14 protein-coding genes are annotated in these 19,210 nt (G+C 74.7%); 12 read left to right on the top strand and 2 right to left on the bottom strand.

The genetic code is table 11. The features are described from left to right. The first annotated feature begins 3 nt into the window (after positions 1 to 3). Positions 4 to 729, top strand: coding sequence for a hypothetical protein (locus tag AB0910_RS06760; RefSeq protein WP_366743448.1), 726 nt, complete (start codon positions 4 to 6; stop codon positions 727 to 729). A gap of 47 nt (positions 730 to 776) precedes the next feature. On the opposite strand, the gene AB0910_RS06755 is transcribed toward AB0910_RS06760, so the two are convergent. Beyond that, positions 777 to 1,022 carry an antitoxin gene (locus AB0910_RS06755; RefSeq protein WP_366743447.1) on the bottom strand — a complete coding sequence of 82 codons (246 nt, stop codon included), beginning with the start codon at positions 1,020 to 1,022 and terminating at the stop codon, positions 777 to 779. A gap of 127 nt (positions 1,023 to 1,149) precedes the next feature. On the opposite strand from AB0910_RS06755, the gene miaA reads away from it, so the two are divergent. The 6 genes from miaA to hflX all read left to right on the top strand — a co-directional run bounded on the left by miaA (position 1,150) and on the right by hflX (position 9,356). Then, the gene (miaA, locus tag AB0910_RS06750) at positions 1,150 to 2,088 is read left to right on the top strand and encodes a tRNA (adenosine(37)-N6)-dimethylallyltransferase MiaA (protein ID WP_366743446.1); all 939 of its coding nucleotides are present in this window, start codon (positions 1,150 to 1,152) and stop codon (positions 2,086 to 2,088) included. Positions 2,089 to 2,432: 344 nt separating this feature from the next. Continuing rightward, a complete protein-coding gene (locus AB0910_RS06745) occupies positions 2,433 to 2,834 on the top strand; it encodes a hypothetical protein (RefSeq protein ID WP_366743489.1) in 402 nt (133 codons plus the stop codon). A gap of 49 nt (positions 2,835 to 2,883) precedes the next feature. Then, the gene (dapF, locus tag AB0910_RS06740) at positions 2,884 to 3,765 is read left to right on the top strand and encodes a diaminopimelate epimerase (RefSeq protein ID WP_366743445.1); all 882 of its coding nucleotides are present in this window, start codon (positions 2,884 to 2,886) and stop codon (positions 3,763 to 3,765) included. A 151-nt stretch (positions 3,766 to 3,916) separates the two neighbouring features. Continuing rightward, a complete protein-coding gene (locus tag AB0910_RS06735) occupies positions 3,917 to 6,007 on the top strand; it encodes an HD domain-containing protein (protein ID WP_366743444.1) in 2,091 nt (696 codons plus the stop codon). A 120-nt stretch (positions 6,008 to 6,127) separates the two neighbouring features. Further along, complete coding sequence (locus AB0910_RS06730; RefSeq protein WP_366743443.1) at positions 6,128 to 7,696, top strand: M1 family metallopeptidase; 1,569 nt, start codon at positions 6,128 to 6,130, stop codon at positions 7,694 to 7,696. A gap of 136 nt (positions 7,697 to 7,832) precedes the next feature. Continuing rightward, positions 7,833 to 9,356, top strand: a complete 1,524-nt coding sequence (gene hflX / locus AB0910_RS06725; RefSeq protein WP_366743442.1) for a GTPase HflX — start codon at positions 7,833 to 7,835, stop codon at positions 9,354 to 9,356. Between the two features lie 78 nt (positions 9,357 to 9,434). Here hflX and AB0910_RS06720 read toward each other — a convergent pair whose 3' ends face one another. Beyond that, positions 9,435 to 10,601: a hypothetical protein gene (locus AB0910_RS06720; RefSeq protein ID WP_366743488.1), complete on the bottom strand. Its 1,167-nt coding sequence runs from the start codon at positions 10,599 to 10,601 to the stop codon at positions 9,435 to 9,437. A gap of 381 nt (positions 10,602 to 10,982) precedes the next feature. On the opposite strand from AB0910_RS06720, the gene AB0910_RS06715 reads away from it, so the two are divergent. The 5 genes from AB0910_RS06715 to AB0910_RS06695 all read left to right on the top strand — a co-directional run bounded on the left by AB0910_RS06715 (position 10,983) and on the right by AB0910_RS06695 (position 19,074). Continuing rightward, positions 10,983 to 12,365, top strand: a complete 1,383-nt coding sequence (locus tag AB0910_RS06715; RefSeq protein ID WP_366743441.1) for a diaminobutyrate--2-oxoglutarate transaminase family protein — start codon at positions 10,983 to 10,985, stop codon at positions 12,363 to 12,365. 32 nt (positions 12,366 to 12,397) lie between these two features. Continuing rightward, positions 12,398 to 14,263, top strand: a complete 1,866-nt coding sequence (locus tag AB0910_RS06710; RefSeq protein ID WP_366743440.1) for an IucA/IucC family protein — start codon at positions 12,398 to 12,400, stop codon at positions 14,261 to 14,263. 67 nt (positions 14,264 to 14,330) lie between these two features. Next, positions 14,331 to 15,017, top strand: coding sequence for a GNAT family N-acetyltransferase (locus tag AB0910_RS06705; protein ID WP_366743439.1), 687 nt, complete (start codon positions 14,331 to 14,333; stop codon positions 15,015 to 15,017). 201 nt (positions 15,018 to 15,218) lie between these two features. Further along, positions 15,219 to 17,012: an IucA/IucC family siderophore biosynthesis protein gene (locus tag AB0910_RS06700; protein ID WP_366743487.1), complete on the top strand. Its 1,794-nt coding sequence runs from the start codon at positions 15,219 to 15,221 to the stop codon at positions 17,010 to 17,012. Between the two features lie 91 nt (positions 17,013 to 17,103). Further along, a complete protein-coding gene (locus AB0910_RS06695; RefSeq protein ID WP_366743438.1) occupies positions 17,104 to 19,074 on the top strand; it encodes an ATP-dependent DNA helicase in 1,971 nt (656 codons plus the stop codon). Positions 19,075 to 19,210: the final 136 nt, after the last annotated feature.

The following is a 19,210-nucleotide window of genomic DNA, read 5'->3' as shown; positions in this document are numbered from 1 at the left end:
TGCATGCTGGTAGCCGCCGCCGTATGCCCCTGCCCCCCGCTGCTCGTGCCCGAGGTGGCCGCCGGCGCGGCGCCCGAGCTCGACGCCGCCCGCACCGCGGCCTCCGACGCGCTGGCCGTGGCGGCCGCGGCCCGCGCCGACCTGCTGGTCGTCGTCGGCCCGGCGGGGGACGGCGCGCCGGGCCCCTACCCGGCGGGCAGCGCGGGCACGTTCCGCGGCTTCGGCGTTCCCGTCGACGTGGCGCTCCCCGGCCCCGACGCGCCCACGGCAGGGCCTGCCGCCGGCCCCGGCCTGCCGGTCTCCCTCGCGGTCGCCGCCTGGCTGCTCGACCGGGTCGGCTGGGCCGGTCCCGCGCCCACGGCGCTCGCCGTCGCCGACGGCCTCACCACCGCGGCGTGCCTGGAGGCAGGCCGCGAACTCGCCGCCGCCGCGCCCCGCGTGGCGCTCCTCGTGATGGGCGACGGCAGCGCCTGCCGCACCCTCAAGGCCCCGGGCTACCTCGACGAGCGCGCCGCCGGGTTCGACGCGGCCGCCGCGGGGGCGCTGGCCACCGCCGACACCGCGGCGCTCGCCGCGCTCGACCCCGCGCTCGCCCGCGAGCTGTCGGCCGCAGGCCGCGCCCCCTGGCAGGTCCTCGCGGGCGCCGGAGAAGGCGCGGGACTGGCCGGGCGGCTGCTGTACGACGAGGCGCCCTACGGCGTCGGATACCTGGTCGGTACCTGGTCGTAGGGCGCCTCCGAGAGCCAGGACCCCGCGGGGCCCCGCGGGACGCGGGGCTACGGGGTGCCGTCGCGCGGCGGCGTGCCGTCGTCGCCCTTCTGGGACATCCGGTCGATGGCGTCCTTCGCCTTGCCCGTGCCCGTCTCGATGCGCTCGGTGTACTTGCCCCCGGTCCGCTCGTCGACCGTGCGTGCGGCCTTGTCGAGTCCCTGGCCGATGCGGTCGCCGTGCTGCGCCGCCAGATCCGACACCTTGTCCTTCGCCGGGGCGAGCCTGGCCTTCAGCGTCTCCTTGAAGCCCATGGGGCACCTTCCGCCTTGCGGAGCCGCGGAACACTCCGCACCTCGTCACAGGCTACGGCCGGGGCGCGCGCCCCGCACCGCGGCGAGCGGGTCCATGGCGGCCCCCGGCGTTTGCGAGACTGGAGCCGTGACAAGCGCAGCTCCCGCACCACGGGTCATCGCCGTCGTCGGTCCCACCGCGGCCGGCAAGTCCGATCTCGGCGTCCACCTCGCCCGCGAACTCGGCGGCGAGGTCGTCAACGCCGACTCCATGCAGCTCTATCGCGGCATGGACATCGGCACGGCGAAGCTGACCCCGGCGGAGCGCGCGGGCGTCCCGCACCGCCTGCTGGACATCTGGGACGTCACGGAGACCGCGAGCGTCGCCGAGTACCAGCGCCTGGCGCGCGTCGAGATCGACCGGCTCCTCGCCGAGGGCCGCGTCCCCGTCCTGGTCGGCGGCTCCGGCCTCTACGTGCGGGGCGCCATCGACGCGCTCGACTTCCCCGGCACCGACCCCGAGGTCAGGGCCAGGCTCGAAGCGGAACTGACGCTGCGCGGCTCCGGCGTGCTGCACGCCCGCCTCGCCGCGGCCGACCCGCAAGCGGCCCGCGCGATCCTGCCGAGCAACGGCCGCCGCATCGTCAGGGCCCTCGAAGTGATCACCATCACCGGCCGCCCGTTCACGGCGAGCCTCCCCGGCCACGAGGCCGTCTACGACACCGTGCAGATCGGCGTCGACGTGCCGCGCCCCGAACTCGACGCGCGCATCGCGCTGCGCGTCGAGCGCATGTGGCAGGCGGGGCTCGTGGACGAGGTGCGGGCGCTCGCGGCGCGCGGCCTGCGCGACGGCCGCACCGCCTCGCGCGCCCTCGGCTACCAGCAGGTGCTCGCCGCGCTCGCCGGCGGCTGCACGGAGGAGGAGGCGCGCGCGGAGACCGTGCGCGCCACCAAACGCTTCGCGCGCCGCCAGGACTCCTGGTTCCGGCGGGACTCCCGGGTGCACTGGCTCCTCGGCGGCGACGAGGCCGCCGAGGAACTCCGCGACCGCGCCCTCGCCCTGATCGAACGGGCGGTCACAGCCTGATCACGTGATGGCATCGGGACGCCCCGCCCGCCATTCCGGCCCCCACGGCCGTGCCATCATCGAGCATCTATCCACCCGTGGAGTCCGAGTTGGGAGGGCGCGTGGCGATGGAGGCCGGCCCTCGCGATCCCCGGTACGCGACGCGGGACGCGCCCGCCGGACACGGCGCCGAAGACCCCAGACCCCTGGCTGCGCCGCCGTCCGTGCCCGCGCCCTCGAAGACCCCGGGCGAATCCGCCGACGGCCCTGACCGCGACGGCGCGCACCGGGACACCGGCCCCGACCCGCGGGCGGTCCGCGACCCGGGCACGCTCTCCCAGGACGGCCCGCTCGACGCCGCGCTCCTGCCCGGGGGCCTCGCCTCCGACGGCCCCGACGAGCAGGACCCCGAGGCCGAGCAGACCACCCCCGAGGTCGAGGTCGAGCTGCGGCCCCGCGGCAAGTTCAGGATCTGGCAGGTCGCGCCCATCGTGGTGCTCGCCGGGCTCGGCTCGCTGATGTTCGCCTTCCCGCTCGCCTTCGGTACCGGGGACGGCGGCTCGGTGATCGCGATGCTCGGCCTCCTCCTCGGCTGCTGCGCCGCCGGCTGGGGCATGACGACCGCCCGCAAGGTCGGCTACACCTGGCCGGGACTGCCCGCCAAGTCCTCAGGCGAGCGGGCCGACTGGCGCTTCGTGGCGCTCTACACGGCGATCGCCGCCCTCGTCGTCGCGCTCGCCGTGTGGCGCGTCGCCCGGCTGCGCTGACCGCAGGCAGCTTCGCCGCTTCCCCGCGCCTGCTCCTACGATGGGACGCGTGACCACCACACCGACCACGCCCTGGGTCTTCCTCAAGGGCCACGGCACGGAGAACGACTTCGTGATCCTGCCCGACCCGGACAACATCCGCGACCTGCCCCCGCACGTCGTCGCGGCGCTCTGCGACCGCAGGGCGGGCATCGGCGGCGACGGGGTGCTGCACGTGGTGCGCTCCGCCGCCCACCCGGAGGCGCGCGCCATGGCGGGCGAGGCCGAGTGGTTCATGGACTACCGCAACGGCGACGGATCGGTCGCGGAGATGTGCGGCAACGGCGTGCGCGTCTTCGCCCGCTACCTCCAGCACGCCGGGCACACCGGCGCAGGCGACCTCGCGGTCGCCACCCGCGGCGGGGTCAAGCACGTCCACCTCGCCAAGGACGGCGACATCACGGTCCGCATGGGCCGCGCCGCCCTGCCGGCCGAGCGCGTGGAGGTCACCGTGGGCGGCCGCAGCTGGCCCGCCTACCACGTCGACATGGGGAACCCGCACGCGGTCGCGTTCGTCGAGGACCTGACCCACGCGGGCGACCTGCTCAGCACACCCGGATACGCGCCCGCCGCCGTCTACCCCGACGGCGTCAACATCGAGTTCGTGATCGACCGCGGCCCGCGCCACGTGGCCATGCGGGTCCACGAGCGCGGCTCGGGCGAGACCCGCTCGTGCGGCACGGGAGCCTGCGCCGTGGCCGTCGCCGCGTCCCGCAGGGACGGCGCGGACCCGGCGGGGACCGGCCGGCCGGTGACGTACACGGTGGACCTGCCCGGCGGCCGGCTGGTGATCACCGAGCACCCCGACGGGGAGATCGAGATGACCGGCCCCGCCGTCCTCGTCGGGGAAGGACGGATCGCCGCGGAATGGCTCGAATCGGCCTTCGGTTGACACATGCAGACGTTCGCTTGAACGGGTGATCCGTTTCACGCTGAACGAGTGCGGGTCTGGTCCACGTGTTGGGCTCGATAGCATCAAGCACCGGCCCGGAGGGCGTACCCCTGTCCCTCGTACCGCCGGTCGATCCTGCCCGGAGGTGCCCATGAGTGCAGAGGCCACCAGCCCTGGTGTCCACGGCCGCAGGCGCGGTCTGCCCCGTATCGACCTCCGCAGGCTGGGCAGGGCCGCCCTGCTCGGACCGGCGTCACGCGACCGGCTCCCCGACGCCATAGGGCACGTCGCCGACGCGCACCGGGCGCACTTCCCCGACGCCGACCTCTCCGTCCTGCGCCGGGCCTACGTCCTCGCGGAGGCCTCGCACCGCGGCCAGTACCGCAAGAGCGGCGAGCCGTACATCACGCACCCGCTCGCCGTGACCCTCATCCTGGCCGAGCTGGGCGCCGAGACCACCACGCTGACCGCGGCGATCCTGCACGACACCGTCGAGGACACCGACGTCACCCTCGACCAGGTCGGCCGCGAGTTCGGCAAGGAGGTCCGCTATCTCGTCGACGGCGTGACCAAGCTGGAGAAGGTCGACTACGGGGCCGCCGCGGAGCCCGAGACGTTCCGCAAGATGCTCGTCGCCACCGGCAACGACGTCCGCGTCATGTCGATCAAACTCGCCGACCGCCTGCACAACATGCGCACACTCGGCGTGATGCGCCCCGAGAAGCAGGAGCGCATCGCCAAGGTCACCCGCGACGTCCTCGTGCCGCTCGCCGAGCGCCTCGGCGTGCAGGCCATCAAGTCCGAGCTCGAAGACCTGGTCTTCGCCATCCTCTGCCGCGAGGACGCCGCCCGCACCCGCGCCCTGATCTCCGAGAACGCCTCGGCGGGCGACGCGCTCTCCGCGACCGCCGACGCGCTGGGCCGGGTGCTGCGCGAGGCCGGCATCTCCGCCGAGGTGCTCGTCAGGCCGCGCCACCTCGTCTCCGTGCACCGCTCCCGCCTCAAACGCGGCGAGCTGCGCGGCACCGACTTCGGCCGCCTCCTCGTCCTCGTCTCCGAGGACGCCGACTGCTACGGGGTGCTCGGCGAGCTGCACACCTGCTTCACCCCGGTGATCTCCGAGTTCAAGGACTTCGTCGCCGCCCCCAAGTTCAACCTGTACCAGTCCCTGCACACCGCCGTCGTCGGGCCCGACGGAGCCGTCGTCGAGGTGCTGATCCGCACCCACCAGATGCACAAGGTCGCCGAGGCGGGCGTCGTCGCGCTCGGCAACCCCTACGCGTCCGCGCCGGGCGCGAACGAGAGCACGGAAGGCGAGGGCGAGGGCGCCGCCGACCCCACGCGCCCCGGCTGGCTCTCCCGCCTCCTGGAATGGCAGCAGTCCGCGCCCGACCCCGACACCTTCTGGACCACGCTCCGCGCCGACCTCGCCCAGGACCGCGAGCTCACCGTCTTCCGCGCCGAGGGCGGCATGCTCGGCCTGCCCGCGGGCGCGACCTGCGTCGACGCCGCCTACGCCCAGCACGGCGAGGCCGCGCACCGATGTCTCGGCGCCCGCGTCAACGGGCGCCTCGTCGCACTCGGCACCGTCCTCAAGGACGGCGACACCGTGCAGATCCTCCTCGCACACGACACCTCCTCCGGCCCCTCGCCCGAGTGGCTCGAGCACGCGCGCACCCCCGCGGCGCGCATCGCGATCACCGGCTGGCTCGCCGCCCACCCCGACGCCGCCGCCCTGCCGGACGCCGCGCCCCGCCCGCCCGCGGTGCTCTCCGCGGGGCCCCGCGGCCCCGTCGGCGTCGTCAGCGACCTGCCGGACGCGCCCGTACGCCTCGCGGGGTGCTGTACGCCGGTGCCGCCGGACGAGATCACCGCATTCCAGGTGCGCGGCGGCACCGTCACCGTGCACCGCACCGAGTGCCCCGCCGTGCGCCGCATGACCCTCAAACGCACCCCCGTACCCGTCAGCTGGTCGGCCGGGGACACCGCGGACTGCCATGTCACCCTGCGCGCCGAGTCGTTCGGCAGGCCCAGGCTCATGGCCGACCTCACGGAGGCCATGTCCACGGCGGGTGCCGCCATCATCTCCGCCACCGTCGAGCCGCCGATCCGGCAGCGGGTGCGCCACACGTACACCGTCCAACTCCCCGACGCCGCACTGCTGCCGGGTCTGATGCGCGCCATGCGGGACGTACCGGGCGTGTACGACGTCAGCCGCGCGCAGCAGCCCGCGGAGGCGTGAGGCCCGCTCCCGCGCACAGCGGGCGCCGCCCGTCCACCCCGCGGCCCGCCGCCCACCCGATCGGCTGAGCGGGACGCGCGCCGCCCCCGCGGGCCCCGCCCGCCCTGGTAGCGGTGGGGGATGCTCCTCACCTCCCGCCGGCTGCGCGCCGCCCTGCTCGCCGCCGCCTCGGCCACCCTGGTCGCGGCGGCGCTGCCCGCGCCCCGCCCGCTCGGCGTCGGCGACCGCCTCTTCCCGACCCTCGGCAACCCGGGCTACGACGTCCGCTCGTACGACATCGGCTTCGACTACAGCGGCGACAACAAGAAGCCGCTCACCGCCACCACCACCGTCGACGCCACGGCGACCAGCCCCCTCGACCGCTTCAACCTGGACTTCACCCACGGCACGGTCCGCTCGGTCCGCGTCAACGGCGCGCCCGCCGCGTTCGCCACCGCGGGCGAGGACCTCGTCGTCACGCCGAAGGCGCCCCTCGCGGCGGGCGACCCGCTGCGCGTCACCGTCCGCCACACCAGCGACCCCACCGGCAACAACAGCGGCACCGGCGGCTGGATCCGCACCAGCGACGGCCTGGTGATGGCCAATCAGGCCGACGCCGCCCACCGCGTGTTCCCCTGCGACGACCACCCCGACGACAAGGCGTACTTCACCTTCCACGTCACCGCGCCGAAGAAGCTCACCGTCGTCGCGGGCGGCGAGCAGGTCTCCCGCACCGCCCAAGGGCCCGACACCACCTGGACCTACCGCACCCGCCACCCCATGGCCACGGAGCTCGCCCAGGTCTCCGTCGGCGACTCCGCCGTCCTGCGCCGCACGGGGCCGCACGGGCTGCCCGTACGGGACGTCGTGCCGGCGGCCGACGCGAAGCGGCTCGAACCGTGGCTCAAGAAGACGCCCGGCATGATCGAGTGGATGGAGAAGCGCGTAGGCCGCTACCCGTTCGAGGACTACGGCGTGCTCGTCGCGGGCGCCGACACCGGCTTCGAGCTGGAGACCCAGACGCTGTCGCTGTTCGAGCGGAACATGTTCACGGACGGCGGCTACCCCGCCTGGTACGTCGACTCGGTGCTGGTGCACGAGCTGTCGCACCAGTGGTTCGGCGACAGCGTCTCCCCGCACCGCTGGTCCGACCTCTGGCTCAACGAGGGCCACGCCACCTGGTACGAGGGCACCTACGCCGAGGAGCACGGCGGCCCCTCCTTCGAGAGCCGCATGCGCGAGGCGTACGCCCAGTCCGACGGCTGGCGCACCGCGGGCGGCCCGCCCGCAAGGCCCAAGGCGCCCGAGCCCGGCCAGGCCATCAGCATCTTCAGGCCCGTCGTCTACGACGGCAGCGCGCTGGTGCTCTACGCCCTGCGCCAGGAGGTCGGCGCCGCCGCGTTCTCCCGCATCGAGCGCGACTGGGTGCGCGAGCACCGCGACGCGTCCGCGTCCACCGCCGACTTCACCGCCCTCGCCTCCCGCGACGCCGGCCGCGACCTGACGTCCTTCTTCCACACCTGGCTCTACGGCGCGAAGACGCCCCCGATGCCCGGCCACCCCGACTGGCGGCCCGCGCCCACCGCCCATCCCGCCCAGGGCCCGGGGAAGCCGGCCGGCGCGGGCAAGCGGCAGCGGCCCGCCGCCGTCCCCGCGGCCCCCACCGCCCCCGCAGGCCACGCTGCGGCCCCGACCGGTGGCGGTGCGTGAAACCCGCGTGACGGGGAACCCGGCGCGTGCCACCATCGACGGGCCGGTCAGGGCCGCGGCGGGAATCAATCGGCCGGCGCGGGCGTTGACCCGTTCGACGGCACACGACCGCCGCTCTCGACGACGTAAGGACCCAATGACCTCCTCTTCCTCCTTCTCCACGGACACGCGTTCCCAGGACACGCGGCACCCCGCGGGGGGCCGCCCCGCGGACCCACGCACCGACAGCCTCCGGGCCGATGCCCTGATGGAAGAGGACGTCACCTGGGGCCACGGCGTCGACCAGGACCGTGACGGCGACCAGTTCGACCGCTCCGACCGGGCGGCGCTGCGGCGCGTGGCGGGGCTCTCCACCGAGCTGGAGGACGTCACCGAGGTCGAGTACCGGCAGCTGCGCCTCGAACGGGTGGTGCTCGTCGGCGTCTGGACGTCCGGCACGCTCGACGACGCGGAGAACTCCCTCGCGGAGCTGGCGGCGCTCGCCGAGACCGCGGGCGCGCTCGTCCTGGACGGGGTCGTGCAGCGGCGCGACAAGCCGGACCCGGCGACCTACATCGGCTCGGGCAAGGCGCAGGAGCTGCGGGACATCGTCCTCGAAAGCGGCGCCGACACCGTGGTCTGCGACGGTGAGCTGAGCCCCGGCCAGCTCATCCATCTGGAGGACGTCGTCAAGGTCAAGGTCGTCGACCGCACGGCGCTGATCCTCGACATCTTCGCCCAGCACGCCAAGTCCCGTGAGGGCAAGGCGCAGGTGGCCCTCGCACAGATGCAGTACATGCTGCCGAGGCTGCGCGGCTGGGGCCAGTCGCTGTCCCGGCAGATGGGCGGCGGCGGCAGCGGCGGCATGGCCACCCGAGGCCCCGGTGAGACGAAGATCGAGACGGACCGGCGGCGCATCCGCGAGAAGATGGCGAAGATGCGCCGGGAGATCGCGGAGATGAAGACGGGCCGCGAGATCAAGCGGCAGGAGCGCAGGCGCCACCGCGTGCCCTCCGTCGCGATCGCCGGCTACACCAACGCGGGCAAGTCGTCCCTGCTCAACCGCCTCACCGGCGCCGGCGTCCTGGTGGAGAACGCGCTGTTCGCCACGCTCGACCCGACGGTGCGGCGCGCGCAGACGCCGAGCGGCCGGCTGTACACGCTCGCCGACACGGTCGGCTTCGTCCGGCACCTGCCGCATCACCTGGTGGAGGCGTTCCGCTCCACGATGGAGGAGGTCGGAGACTCCGACCTGATCCTGCACGTGGTGGACGGCTCGCACCCCGCGCCCGAGGAGCAGCTCGCCGCGGTCCGCGAGGTCGTCAGGGACGTCGGCGCCCACGGCGTGCGGGAGATCGTCGTCGTCAACAAGGCCGACGCGGCCGACCCGCTGGTGCTGGGGCGCCTGCTGGCCGCCGAGCGCAACGCGATCGCCGTGTCGGCGCGCACCGGCGAGGGCATCCCCGAGCTGCTCGCGCTGATCGACGCCGACCTGCCGCGTCCCGAGGTCGAGGTGGAGGTGCTCGTCCCGTACACGCAGGGCGGGCTCGTCTCCCGGATGCACGCCGAGGGCGAGGTCCTGTCCGAGGAGCACACCCCGGAGGGCACCCGGCTCAAGGCCCGCGTCCACGACGTGCTCGCGGCGGCGCTCGCGCCGTACACCCCGGCGCGCGCGCACTGACAGCGGCCCGCACCGCGGGCGCACACGCAGGGCCCGTGCCCCCGGACACCCGGGGGCACGGGCCCTGCGCCGCACGCGCTACCGGTCGGCGAACCTCCGGCTGACGCCCTCGTAGACGCCCTGCGCCTCCTTGCCGAGGTGCGGGCCCGCGAGCCAGCCCGCGCTGACCGGGCCGATCGACGTGTTCGAGACCAGCGCGGGCTTGCCGTCGGCGCCCGCCGCGAACCAGCCGCCGCCCGAGGCGCCGCCGGTCATCGTGCAGCCGATGCGGTACTCCGTGGGCTCGGACACATCGAGCGACAGGCGTCCCGGCCGGTCCGTGCACTGGAACAGCCGCTGCCCGTCGAACGGCGCGGCCGCCGGGTAGCCGTCGGCGGTGATCCTCGGGATGTCCGGCACGGCGGGCGCGTCGAAGTCCACCGGCGCCGCAGCGCCGACCGTCTCCTGGAGCGACCGGCCGCTCCCGCCGCTCTCCGGCTCCACGTGCAGCACGGCGAAGTCGAAGGGCGACCCCTTGCCGCCGGTCTCCGAGCCCTCCGAGATCCACTGCTGCGAGGTCTCGGCCCAGTCGGCCCACCAGACCCCGAGCGGGGCGAGGTCCTGCCGGTCGGCGCCCTGGAGCGCGGACGCCGGCAGCCCCTTGTCGTTGTACGAGGGCACGAACGCGATGTTGCGGTACCAGCCGCCGTCCTTGCCCGCGTGCACGCAGTGGCCCGCCGTCCACACCAGGTTCGACCTCCCGGGGTGCGCCGGGTCCGTCACCACCGTCGCCGAGCAGACCATCGAGCCCTGCGGCCCGTCGAAGAACAGCTTCCCCTCCACCGGCACACTGGCCGCGTACGGCGTCGCCGCCTCCCGGGCCTGCACCGGAGCGGGCTCAGGGTCGGTGACGCCCTGGTCGCCCGTGAGGTCGTGCGGCTGCACCGGCTGCTGCGGGGTCTGCTCGGCCCTGCGCATGCGGCCCGGGTCCCACAGCCCCTTGATGACCGGGTTCACGAAGTCCTGGGCCTGCCGCAGCCACTGGTCGCGGTCCCAGTCCTTCCACTCGCCGTGCTTCCACTTGTCGAGGTCGATGCCGTGCTGCTTCAGCTTGTCCCGGATGTCGGCAGGGATGCTGATCCTCGGGTCGGCCGTGGGAGCGGAGGCGGCGGCGGACGCCCCGGGGCCCGCGGCGCCTTCGTCGCCCTGGCCGCACGCCGTCGCGGTGAGGGCGAGCGCCGCGGCCGCGGCTCCGGCGGCGAGCATCCGCACCCCCCGCCGTCCTCGGGCGGCGCGCTGCGCTGGCATCGGGCGGGTCGGTCGCATCTGGTTCCCCCTGGAACGGTCGAGCGGAAGGGCGGCGTACGCGAGGTGCCGTACGCCCGCACACGGAACACCCGTCCCCCGTACGGACGGCGGCGGGCGGGCCGGCCCCACTATGCCCGCGCCATGACACACGGTGCGCGGCAGGTCCACGGTTCGGTCCCGGCGCGCGGGCCCGAGATCTTCCCCGGGCACCCGTGATCCCCCGCAGCCGCCGTCGTTGGTACGTGCGGGGGACACGGCCAGCGTCCACCGCCGGACGCCCGGCGGTCGAGCCGCGTACGGACGTGCGACGCAACCGTGACAGCCGGAGGACCGAACGACGTGGCCGTGACCGAGCCGACCCGCACCCCGCCCCAGGCGCAGACCGTCGCCCACGAGGGCATCCTGCGGCGCCAGGCGCTGCGCGAGTCGGCCGCCCGCACCTACGCGCGGTCCCTGCCGATCGTGCCGGTGCGGGCGCGCGGCCTGACCATCGAGGGCGCGGACGGCCGGCGCTACCTGGACTGCCTCTCCGGCGCCGGCAGCCTCGCGCTCGGCCACAACCACCCCGTCGTGCTCGAAGCCATCAGGCGGGTCCTCGACTCCGAGGCGCCGCTGCACGCCCTCGACCTGGCCACCCCCGTCAAGGACGCCTTCGTCACCGAGCTGTTCGCCACCCTGCCCGCCGGGCTCGCCGAGCACGCGCGCGTCCAGTTCTGCGGCCCGGCAGGCACCGACGCGGTCGAGGCCGCACTGACGCTCGTGCGCACCGCGACCGGCAGGGACGGCATCCTCGCCTTCACCGGCGCGTACCACGGCATGACGGAGGGGGCGCTCGCCGTCTCGGGCGGCGCCCGCGACGTACGGGTCACACGCCTGCCCTATCCGCAGGACTACCGCTGCCCGTTCGGGATCGGCGGCCCGCGCGGCGCCGAGCTCTCCGCGCGCTGGACGCGCTCCCTGCTCGACGACCCGCACAGCGGGGTGCCGCTGCCCGCGGGGATGATCGTCGAACCCGTCCAGGGAGAGGGCGGCGTGCTGCCGGCCCCCGACGCCTGGCTGCGCGCCATACGGGAGATCACCGCGGACCGCTCGGTGCCCCTGATCGCCGACGAGGTGCAGACAGGCGTCGGCAGGACGGGTACGTTCTGGGCCGTACAGCACAGCGGCATCGTCCCCGACGTGATGGTGCTCTCGAAGGCCATCGGAGGTTCGCTCCCGCTCGCCGTGATCGTCTACCACGAGGACCTCGACCTGTGGCGCCCCGGCGCGCACGCCGGTACGTTCCGCGGCAACCAGCTCGCGATGGCCGCGGGCGCCGCGACCCTCGCCCATGTACGGGAGAACGGCCTCGCCGAGCGCGCCGCCGTCCTCGGCGCCCGGATGACCGAGCGGCTGCGGCGGCTCGCCGAGGAGCACCCCTGCGTGGGGGACGTCCGCGGGCGCGGTCTCATGATCGGTGTGGAGATCGTCGACCCGGAGGCGGGTTCGGACGCCGGACCTGCGCCCGCCGACCCGGAGCTTGCCGTGGCCGTGCGCCGGGCATGCCTCGACCGCGGGCTCATCGTGGAGCTCGGCGGCCGCGACGGCGCGGTCGTACGCCTGCTGCCGCCGCTGACCCTCACCGACGAACAGGCCGTGGCCGTGCTCGACCGGTTCGCCGACGCGTTGGCGGCCGCGGAGCGGGCCGCCCTCGCACGCGCGTCCGCAGGACGGTCGCAGTGAACCCGGACCCCGGACCCACGAAGGAAGCCCCCGTGAACCCCACCCCCCCGTCCGACCTGCCGACGGCAGAGCCGCCCGCCGCCGAGACCGCCACGGTGCCGCGCCAGCTCCCCGGCGGGCGGCGGCCCGCGCAGAACGGGCACCGGCACCACCCGGGGCAGCCCGACCGCGCGGACCACCGCGACCACCTGGAGCACCCCGACGCCGAACGCGCGGCGGACGCCGCCACCGCGGAGAACCTGTTGCGCTGCTGGGTCAGGGAGAACGACCTCCGCGCTCCCGGCGACGGCGTCCTGCGGCTGCCCCTGCCGATGAGCGGCGCCGCGCTGCGTGTACCCGTGCGCTACTGGTCCCCGACCGGCTGGCACCGCTTCGGACCCGTCTTCCTCGACGGCGCGCCCGAGGACGCGCCGCCGCTCGACGCCGTCACCCTCGCAGCGCTCATCGGCCGCGAGTCCGGCAGCCGGCAGGGCGGCGACCTCGTCGCCAGGGTCGCCGACTCCGCCCACCACACGGCCCTCTTCCTCGCCCAGCGCCGCCGGCGGCCCGAACCGCCGCGCGACGCCGACCCGTTCCTCGTCGCCGAGCAGTCCCTCGTGCTCGGCCACCCCCTGCACCCCACCCCCAAGAGCAGACAGGGACTCTCCGAGGCCGAGGCGCTGCGCTACTCGCCCGAGACGCACGGCACCTTCCCGCTGCACTGGCTCGCCGTCGACCGGTCGGTGCTCGCCGCCGAGTCCGCGTGGACCGAGGGCGGCCGCCCGGTCGGCGCCGAGCAGCTCGCCGCCCGCCTGCTCGGCGACGTACCGCTGCCCGAGGGCACTGTCCCGCTGCCCCTCCACCCCTGGCAGGCCCGGGACATGACGCACCGCCCGGCCTACCGGCGCCTGCGCGAGGCGGGGCTCGTCCACGAACTCGGCGCGCACGGCGCCCCCTGGCACCCCACCTCCTCCATCCGCACCGTGCACCGGCCGGGCGCGCCCGCCATGCTGAAGCTCTCCCTCGGCGTGCGCATCACCAACTCCCGCAGGGAGAACCTCCGCAAGGAGCTGCGCAGGGGCGTCGAGGTGCACCGGCTGCTGCGCACCGGGCTCGGCAGGCAGTGGCGGGCCGCGTACCCCGGCTTCGACATCGTCCGTGACCCGGCCTGGCTCGCCGTGGACACCGAGGACGGAGCCCCGGTGCCCGGGCTCGACGTCATCCTGCGGCACAACCCCTTCGGGCCCGCAGACGACGCCGCGTGCGTCGCCGGGCTCACCGCGCCGCGGCCCTATCCCGGCAGGCCCGGCATGTGCTCACGGCTCGGCGACATCGTCGGCCGGCTCGCCGAGCGCACCGGCAGGCCGCGCGCCGCGGTCGGCGCCGAGTGGTTCCTGCGCTACCTCGACCACGTGGTGCGTCCCGTGCTCTGGCTCGACGGGAACGCGGGCATCGCCCTTGAGGCCCACCAGCAGAACACGCTCGTCCACCTCGACGCGGACGGCTGGCCCATCGGCGGGCGCTACCGCGACAACCAGGGCTACTACTTCCGCGCCTCGCACCGCGAAGCGCTCGACCGCAGGCTGCCCGGCATCGGGCAGGAGTCCGACACGTTCGTCTCCGACGCGGTCACCGACGAGCGGTTCGCCTACTACCTCGGCATCAACAACGTCCTCGGCCTGATCGGCGCGTTCGGCTCCCAGCGGCTCGCCGACGAGCGCGTGCTGCTCGCCGCGTTCCGCCGCTTCCTCGCCGGGGCCGCCGCGCTCGGCTCCCCGCTGCCCGAGCAGCTGCTCGCCGCGCCGACCCTGCGGTGCAAGGCCAACCTGCTCACCCGGCTGCACGGCCTCGACGAACTCGTGGGACCCGTCGACACGCAGTCCGTCTACGTCACGATCGCCAACCCGCTGCGGGACTGACCCCGCGCCGCGACCCCACCGCCGGGCGGCATCCGGCCGCCCGGCCCGTCGAGAGGAGAGCGCCGCGATGACCGCCCCGGCAGGAAGCCACCCCACCGAAGGCCCCCCGCCCCCGGCGCAGGAGAGGCCCGCACCCCCGCCCGGCGGGTTCGGCGCCGAGGGGACGCCCGGCGGTTTCGACGCCGGGCTGCTCGACGGGCTCGCGGGGTGGGGGCCCGCGGCGTCAGCCGTCGGGGAGTTCCGGCTCGCGCCGGTCGTCGCCGAGCGCGACCTCCCGCTGATCGCGGGGTGGATGAACGATCCGGCAGTCGCGGCCTTCTGGGAGCTGGCGGGACCGGAATCCGTCACCGAGCGGCACCTGCGGGCCCAACTCGAAGGCGACGGCCGCAGCATCCCCTGCCTCGGCCTCCTCGACGGCGCCCCGATGAGCTACTTCGAGATCTACCGGGCCGACCTCGACCCGCTCGCCGCGCACTACCCGGCGCGGCCCCACGACACCGGCGTCCACCTGCTGCTCGGCGGCGCCGGCAACCGGGGCAGGGGCCTCGGCACCGCGCTGCTGCGGGCAGTAGCCGACCACATTCTCGACCATCGGCCCCGCTGCACGCGCGTACTTGCCGAACCCGACCTGCGCAACACACCCTCCGTGTCAGCATTTCTGAGCGGCGGTTTCCGATTCGCCGCCGAGGTCGACCTGCCCGACAAACGCGCCGCGCTGATGGTCCGCGACCGCGCGCTGCGCGACCACCTCTGACCCCACGCCGACATCACCGGGCCCGGCACCCGCGCCCTCCCGGTGAACTACCGTAAGTGACCCGACGCTTCCGAACAGTCGTAGGCGCACCCGCCGGCCCCACCGCACCCGCTCCGAGGAGTCCCCGTGTCGACGTTCCCTGTGCATGACTTCAGCGACTCCACCGCCGTCACCACCACCCCGGCCCATACGGCCGCGCAGCTGTACGCGCCGCCCGAACTCGCCCCGGAGCGCTGGTCCCGCGTCTCCCGCCGCCTCCTCGCCAAGCTCCTCGCCGAGTTCGCCTACGAAGAGATACTGCGGCCCGAGCCGGATCCCGGCGCCCCCGGCCGCCACACGCTCGTCCTGGACGACGGCGACCGCCTCGTGTTCCACGCGCGCCGCGGCGCGTACGGCAGTTGGCGTGTCGACCCGCACTCCCTCACCCTGCGCGACCCGGACGGCGAGCAGCCGTTCACCGAGCCGCTGCGCTTCCTCGTGCTGGCCCGCCGCCTCATAGGCGTCGACGGCGACACCCTCGGCCACCTCATACGCGAACTCAGCGCCACCCTCGCCGCCGACGCCGCGCTCGACCACACCGCGGCCTCCGCAGCCCGCCTCGCCGACCTCGGCTACGCCGAGCTGGAGGGCCACCAGACGGGCCACCCCTGGATCGTCCTCAACAAGGGCCGCGTCGGTTTCTCCGCCACCGACACCGCACGCTGGGCCCCCGAGGCGAGGACCCCCCTCGCACTGCCCTGGATCGCCGTCTCGACCAGGCTCGCCGCCTACCGCGGCACCGGCCGCCTGAGCGACTCCGAGGCGCTGTACGGCACCGAGCTCGACCCGCACGTGCGCGCCGCCTTCGACGCGGTGCTCACCGAGCGCGGCCTCGACCCCGCCGCCTACCTGTACCTGCCCGTCCACCCCTGGCAGTGGGACGAGGTGCTCGTGCAGCTGTACGCCCCCGCGATCGCGGAAGGCGCCATCGTGCCGCTGCCCACCGACGGCGACCTGCGCCTGCCGCAGCAGTCCATCCGCACGTTCCTCAACCTCGACCGCCCCGAGCGCCACACCGTGAAGCTCCCGCTCTCCATCCTCAACACCCTCGTGTGGCGCGGCCTGCCGACGCGGCGCACGCTCGCCGCGCCCGCCGTCACCGCCTGGGTGCTCGGGCTGCGCGACGACGATCCCTTCCTGCGCGACGAGACCCGCGTGATCCTCCAGGGCGAGGTCGCCTCCGTGACCGTCGAACACCCCCTGTACGACCGGCTGCCCGAGGCCCCGTACCAGTACAAGGAGCTCCTCGGCGCGATCTGGCGGCAGCCCCTGCCGCCCGGCCTCGCCCCCGGCGAACGGGCCCGCACCCTGGCCGCGCTGCTGCACACGGACCCGGCAGGCCGCGCCCTCACAGCGGAGCTCGTCGAGCGGTCGGGGCTGGCGCCGGGGGAGTGGCTGCGCCGCCTCTTCCACGCCATGCTGCCGCCCCTGCTGCACTTCCTGTACCGGTACGGCACGGTCTTCTCGCCCCACGGCGAGAACGCGATCGTCGTCTTCGACGAGCGGGACAGGCCCACGCGGCTGGCGGTGAAGGACTTCGTGGACGACGTCAACGTCAGTTCCGTGCCGCTGCCGGAGCACGCCTCCATGCCCGACGACGTCCGGGAGATCCTGCTCACGGAGGACCCCGGCTTCCTCACCCAGTTCATCCACTCGGGTCTCTTCGTCGGCGTCTTCCGCTACCTCGCCCCGCTGTGCGAGGAGCAACTCGGCGTGCTTGAGGAGGAGTTCTGGGGCCTTGTCCGGGCGGAGATCCTGCACCACCAGGCGCGCTTCCCCGAACTCAAGGAGCGCTTCGAGACCTTCGACCTGCTCACCGAGCGCATCGAGCGCCTCTGCCTCAACCGCAACCGGCTCCACCTCGACGGGTACCGCGACCGCGCGGAGCGGCCGCACGCCGCCGTGCACGGCACGGTGCCCAACCCCCTCGCCGCCCCGCCGCACCCCGCCCCCTGACCGGGCAGGCCCGCGCGGGAGCGTGCACGGGCGGGTGAGACGGCCGGGAGTGGACGCCGCTGTCAGTCGCGGGCCGTAGGGTGGTCGCGCTATGACGAAGCCATCTCTCCCCGAGCTGCTCCACGCCGCCGTCACCGCCGTCGGCGGCACGGAACGGCCAGGCCAGGCCGCCATGGCCGAGGCCGTGGCCGAGGCCATCGACACCTCAGCCCACCTGCTGGTCCAGGCCGGCACCGGCACCGGAAAGTCGCTCGGCTATCTGGTCCCCGCGCTGGCCCACGGCGAGCGGGTGGTGGTGGCGACCGCGACGCTCGCGCTCCAGCGCCAGCTCGTCGAGCGTGACCTGCCGCGCACCGTGGAGGCGCTGCATCCGCTGCTGCGCCGCAGGCCGGAGTTCGCCATGCTCAAGGGCAGGAGCAACTACCTCTGCCTGCACCGGCTGCACGAGGGCATGCCGCAGGACGAGGAGGAGGGCCTCTTCGACCAGTTCGAGGCGGCGGCCCCGACCAGCAGGCTCGGCCAGGACCTGCTGCGCATGCGCGACTGGGCCGACGAGACGGAGACCGGCGACCGCGACGACCTCACCCCCGGCGTCTCCGACCGCGCCTGGTCGCAGGTATCCGTCTCCTCGCGGGAGTGCCTCGGCGCCTCCAAGTGCGCCTACGGCCAGGAGTGCTTCGCCGAGCTGGCACGCGAGCGCGCCAAGCTCGCCGACGTGGTGGTGACCAACCACGCGCTGCTCGCCATCGACGCCATCGAGGGCGCGCCCGTCCTGCCGCAGCACGAGGTGCTGATCGTGGACGAGGCGCACGAGCTGGTCTCCCGCGTCACCGGCGTCGCCACGGGCGAGCTGACCCCAGGCCAGGTGAACCGTGCGGTGCGCAGGGCCGCGAAGCTCGTCGACGAGAAGGCGGCGGACGCGCTCCAGACGGCGGCTGAGACCTTCGAGCGGCTGATGGAGCTGGCGCTGCCCGGCCGCCTCGAAGAGATCCCCGAGGACCTGGCGTACGCGCTGATGGCGCTGCGCGACGCGGCCCGCACGGTGATCACGGCGCTCGGCAACACCCGCGACCGGTCCGTGCAGGACGAGGACGTGGTGCGCAAGCAGGCGATGGCCTCGGTCGAGTCCGTGCACACCGTCGCGGAGCGCATCGCGAACGGCTCGGAGTGGGACGTCGTCTGGTACGAGCGGCACGACCGCTTCGGCGCGTCGCTGCGGGTGGCTCCGCTGTCCGTGGCGGGCCTCCTGCGGGAGAAGCTGTTCGAGGACCGCTCGGTGACGCTGACGTCCGCCACGCTGAAGCTGGGCGGCGACTTCAACGGCGTGGGCGCCTCGCTGGGGCTCGCGCCCGAGGGTACCGGGGGTGACGAGGTGCCGCAGTGGAAGGGCGTCGACGTCGGCTCGCCCTTCGACTACCGCAAGCAGGGCATCCTCTACGTGGCCAGGCATCTCAACACCCCGGGCCGCGAGGGCTCGCGCACCGACATGCTGGACGAGCTCGCGGAGCTCGTGGAGGCCGCGGGCGGGCGCACCCTGGGCCTGTTCTCCTCGATGCGGGCGGCACAGGCCGCGGCCGAGGAGTTGCGGGTCCGCCTCGACCTGCCGATCCTGCTCCAGGGCGAGGAGACGCTCGGCGAGCTGATCAAGGGGTTCGCGGCAGACCCGCGTACCTGCCTGTTCGGCACGCTGTCGCTGTGGCAGGGCGTGGACGTGCCGGGGCCGAGCTCCCAGCTGGTGGTGATGGACCGGGTTCCGTTCCCGCGGCCTGACGACCCGCTGATGAGCGCACGCCAGAAGGCGGTGGAGGAGGCCGGGGGCAACGGCTTCATGGCGGTCGCCGCCACCCACGCGGCCCTGCTGATGGCCCAGGGCGCAGGGCGCCTGGTCCGCGCGACGGGCGACAAGGGCGTGGTGGCCGTGCTGGACCCGCGGCTCGCGACGGCGCGCTACGGCAGCTATCTGCGGTCCTCGCTGCCCGACTTCTGGTACACCACGGACCGCAACCAGGTCCGCAAGTCGCTGGCGGCGATCGACGCGGCGGCCCGCGCGGACGGCATGTGACGCGCGGAGGCGGCGGCCTCCGCCGGCGGTCCCGCGGTCGGCCGTACGGCCCCGGCCCGCCGCCGTGCTCGGGGCTCGGCGGCGGCCCGGGGCCGTACGCGCGCACGCGACCGCCGCGTATCGCGCGGGGGATGCA

It is taken from the genome of Streptomyces sp. NPDC047002 (assembly GCF_040704505.1).
Lineage (GTDB): Bacteria > Actinomycetota > Actinomycetes > Streptomycetales > Streptomycetaceae > Streptomyces.
This window is presented reverse-complemented; position numbering and strand designations above follow the sequence as displayed.

Excerpts from the sequence above, each read along its gene's own strand:
- AB0910_RS06695 (WP_366743438.1), top strand. The coding sequence starts at position 17,104 with ATGACGAAGCCATCTCTCCCCGAGCTGCTCCACGCCGCCGTCACCGCC.
- AB0910_RS06720 (WP_366743488.1), bottom strand. The coding sequence starts at position 10,601 with ATGCTCGCCGCCGGAGCCGCGGCCGCGGCGCTCGCCCTCACCGCGACG.
- hflX (WP_366743442.1), top strand. The coding sequence starts at position 7,833 with ATGACCTCCTCTTCCTCCTTCTCCACGGACACGCGTTCCCAGGACACG.
- AB0910_RS06755 (WP_366743447.1), bottom strand. The coding sequence starts at position 1,022 with ATGGGCTTCAAGGAGACGCTGAAGGCCAGGCTCGCCCCGGCGAAGGAC.
- AB0910_RS06735 (WP_366743444.1), top strand. The coding sequence starts at position 3,917 with ATGAGTGCAGAGGCCACCAGCCCTGGTGTCCACGGCCGCAGGCGCGGT.
- AB0910_RS06730 (WP_366743443.1), top strand. The coding sequence starts at position 6,128 with ATGCTCCTCACCTCCCGCCGGCTGCGCGCCGCCCTGCTCGCCGCCGCC.
- AB0910_RS06760 (WP_366743448.1), top strand. The coding sequence starts at position 4 with ATGCTGGTAGCCGCCGCCGTATGCCCCTGCCCCCCGCTGCTCGTGCCC.
- AB0910_RS06705 (WP_366743439.1), top strand. The coding sequence starts at position 14,331 with ATGACCGCCCCGGCAGGAAGCCACCCCACCGAAGGCCCCCCGCCCCCG.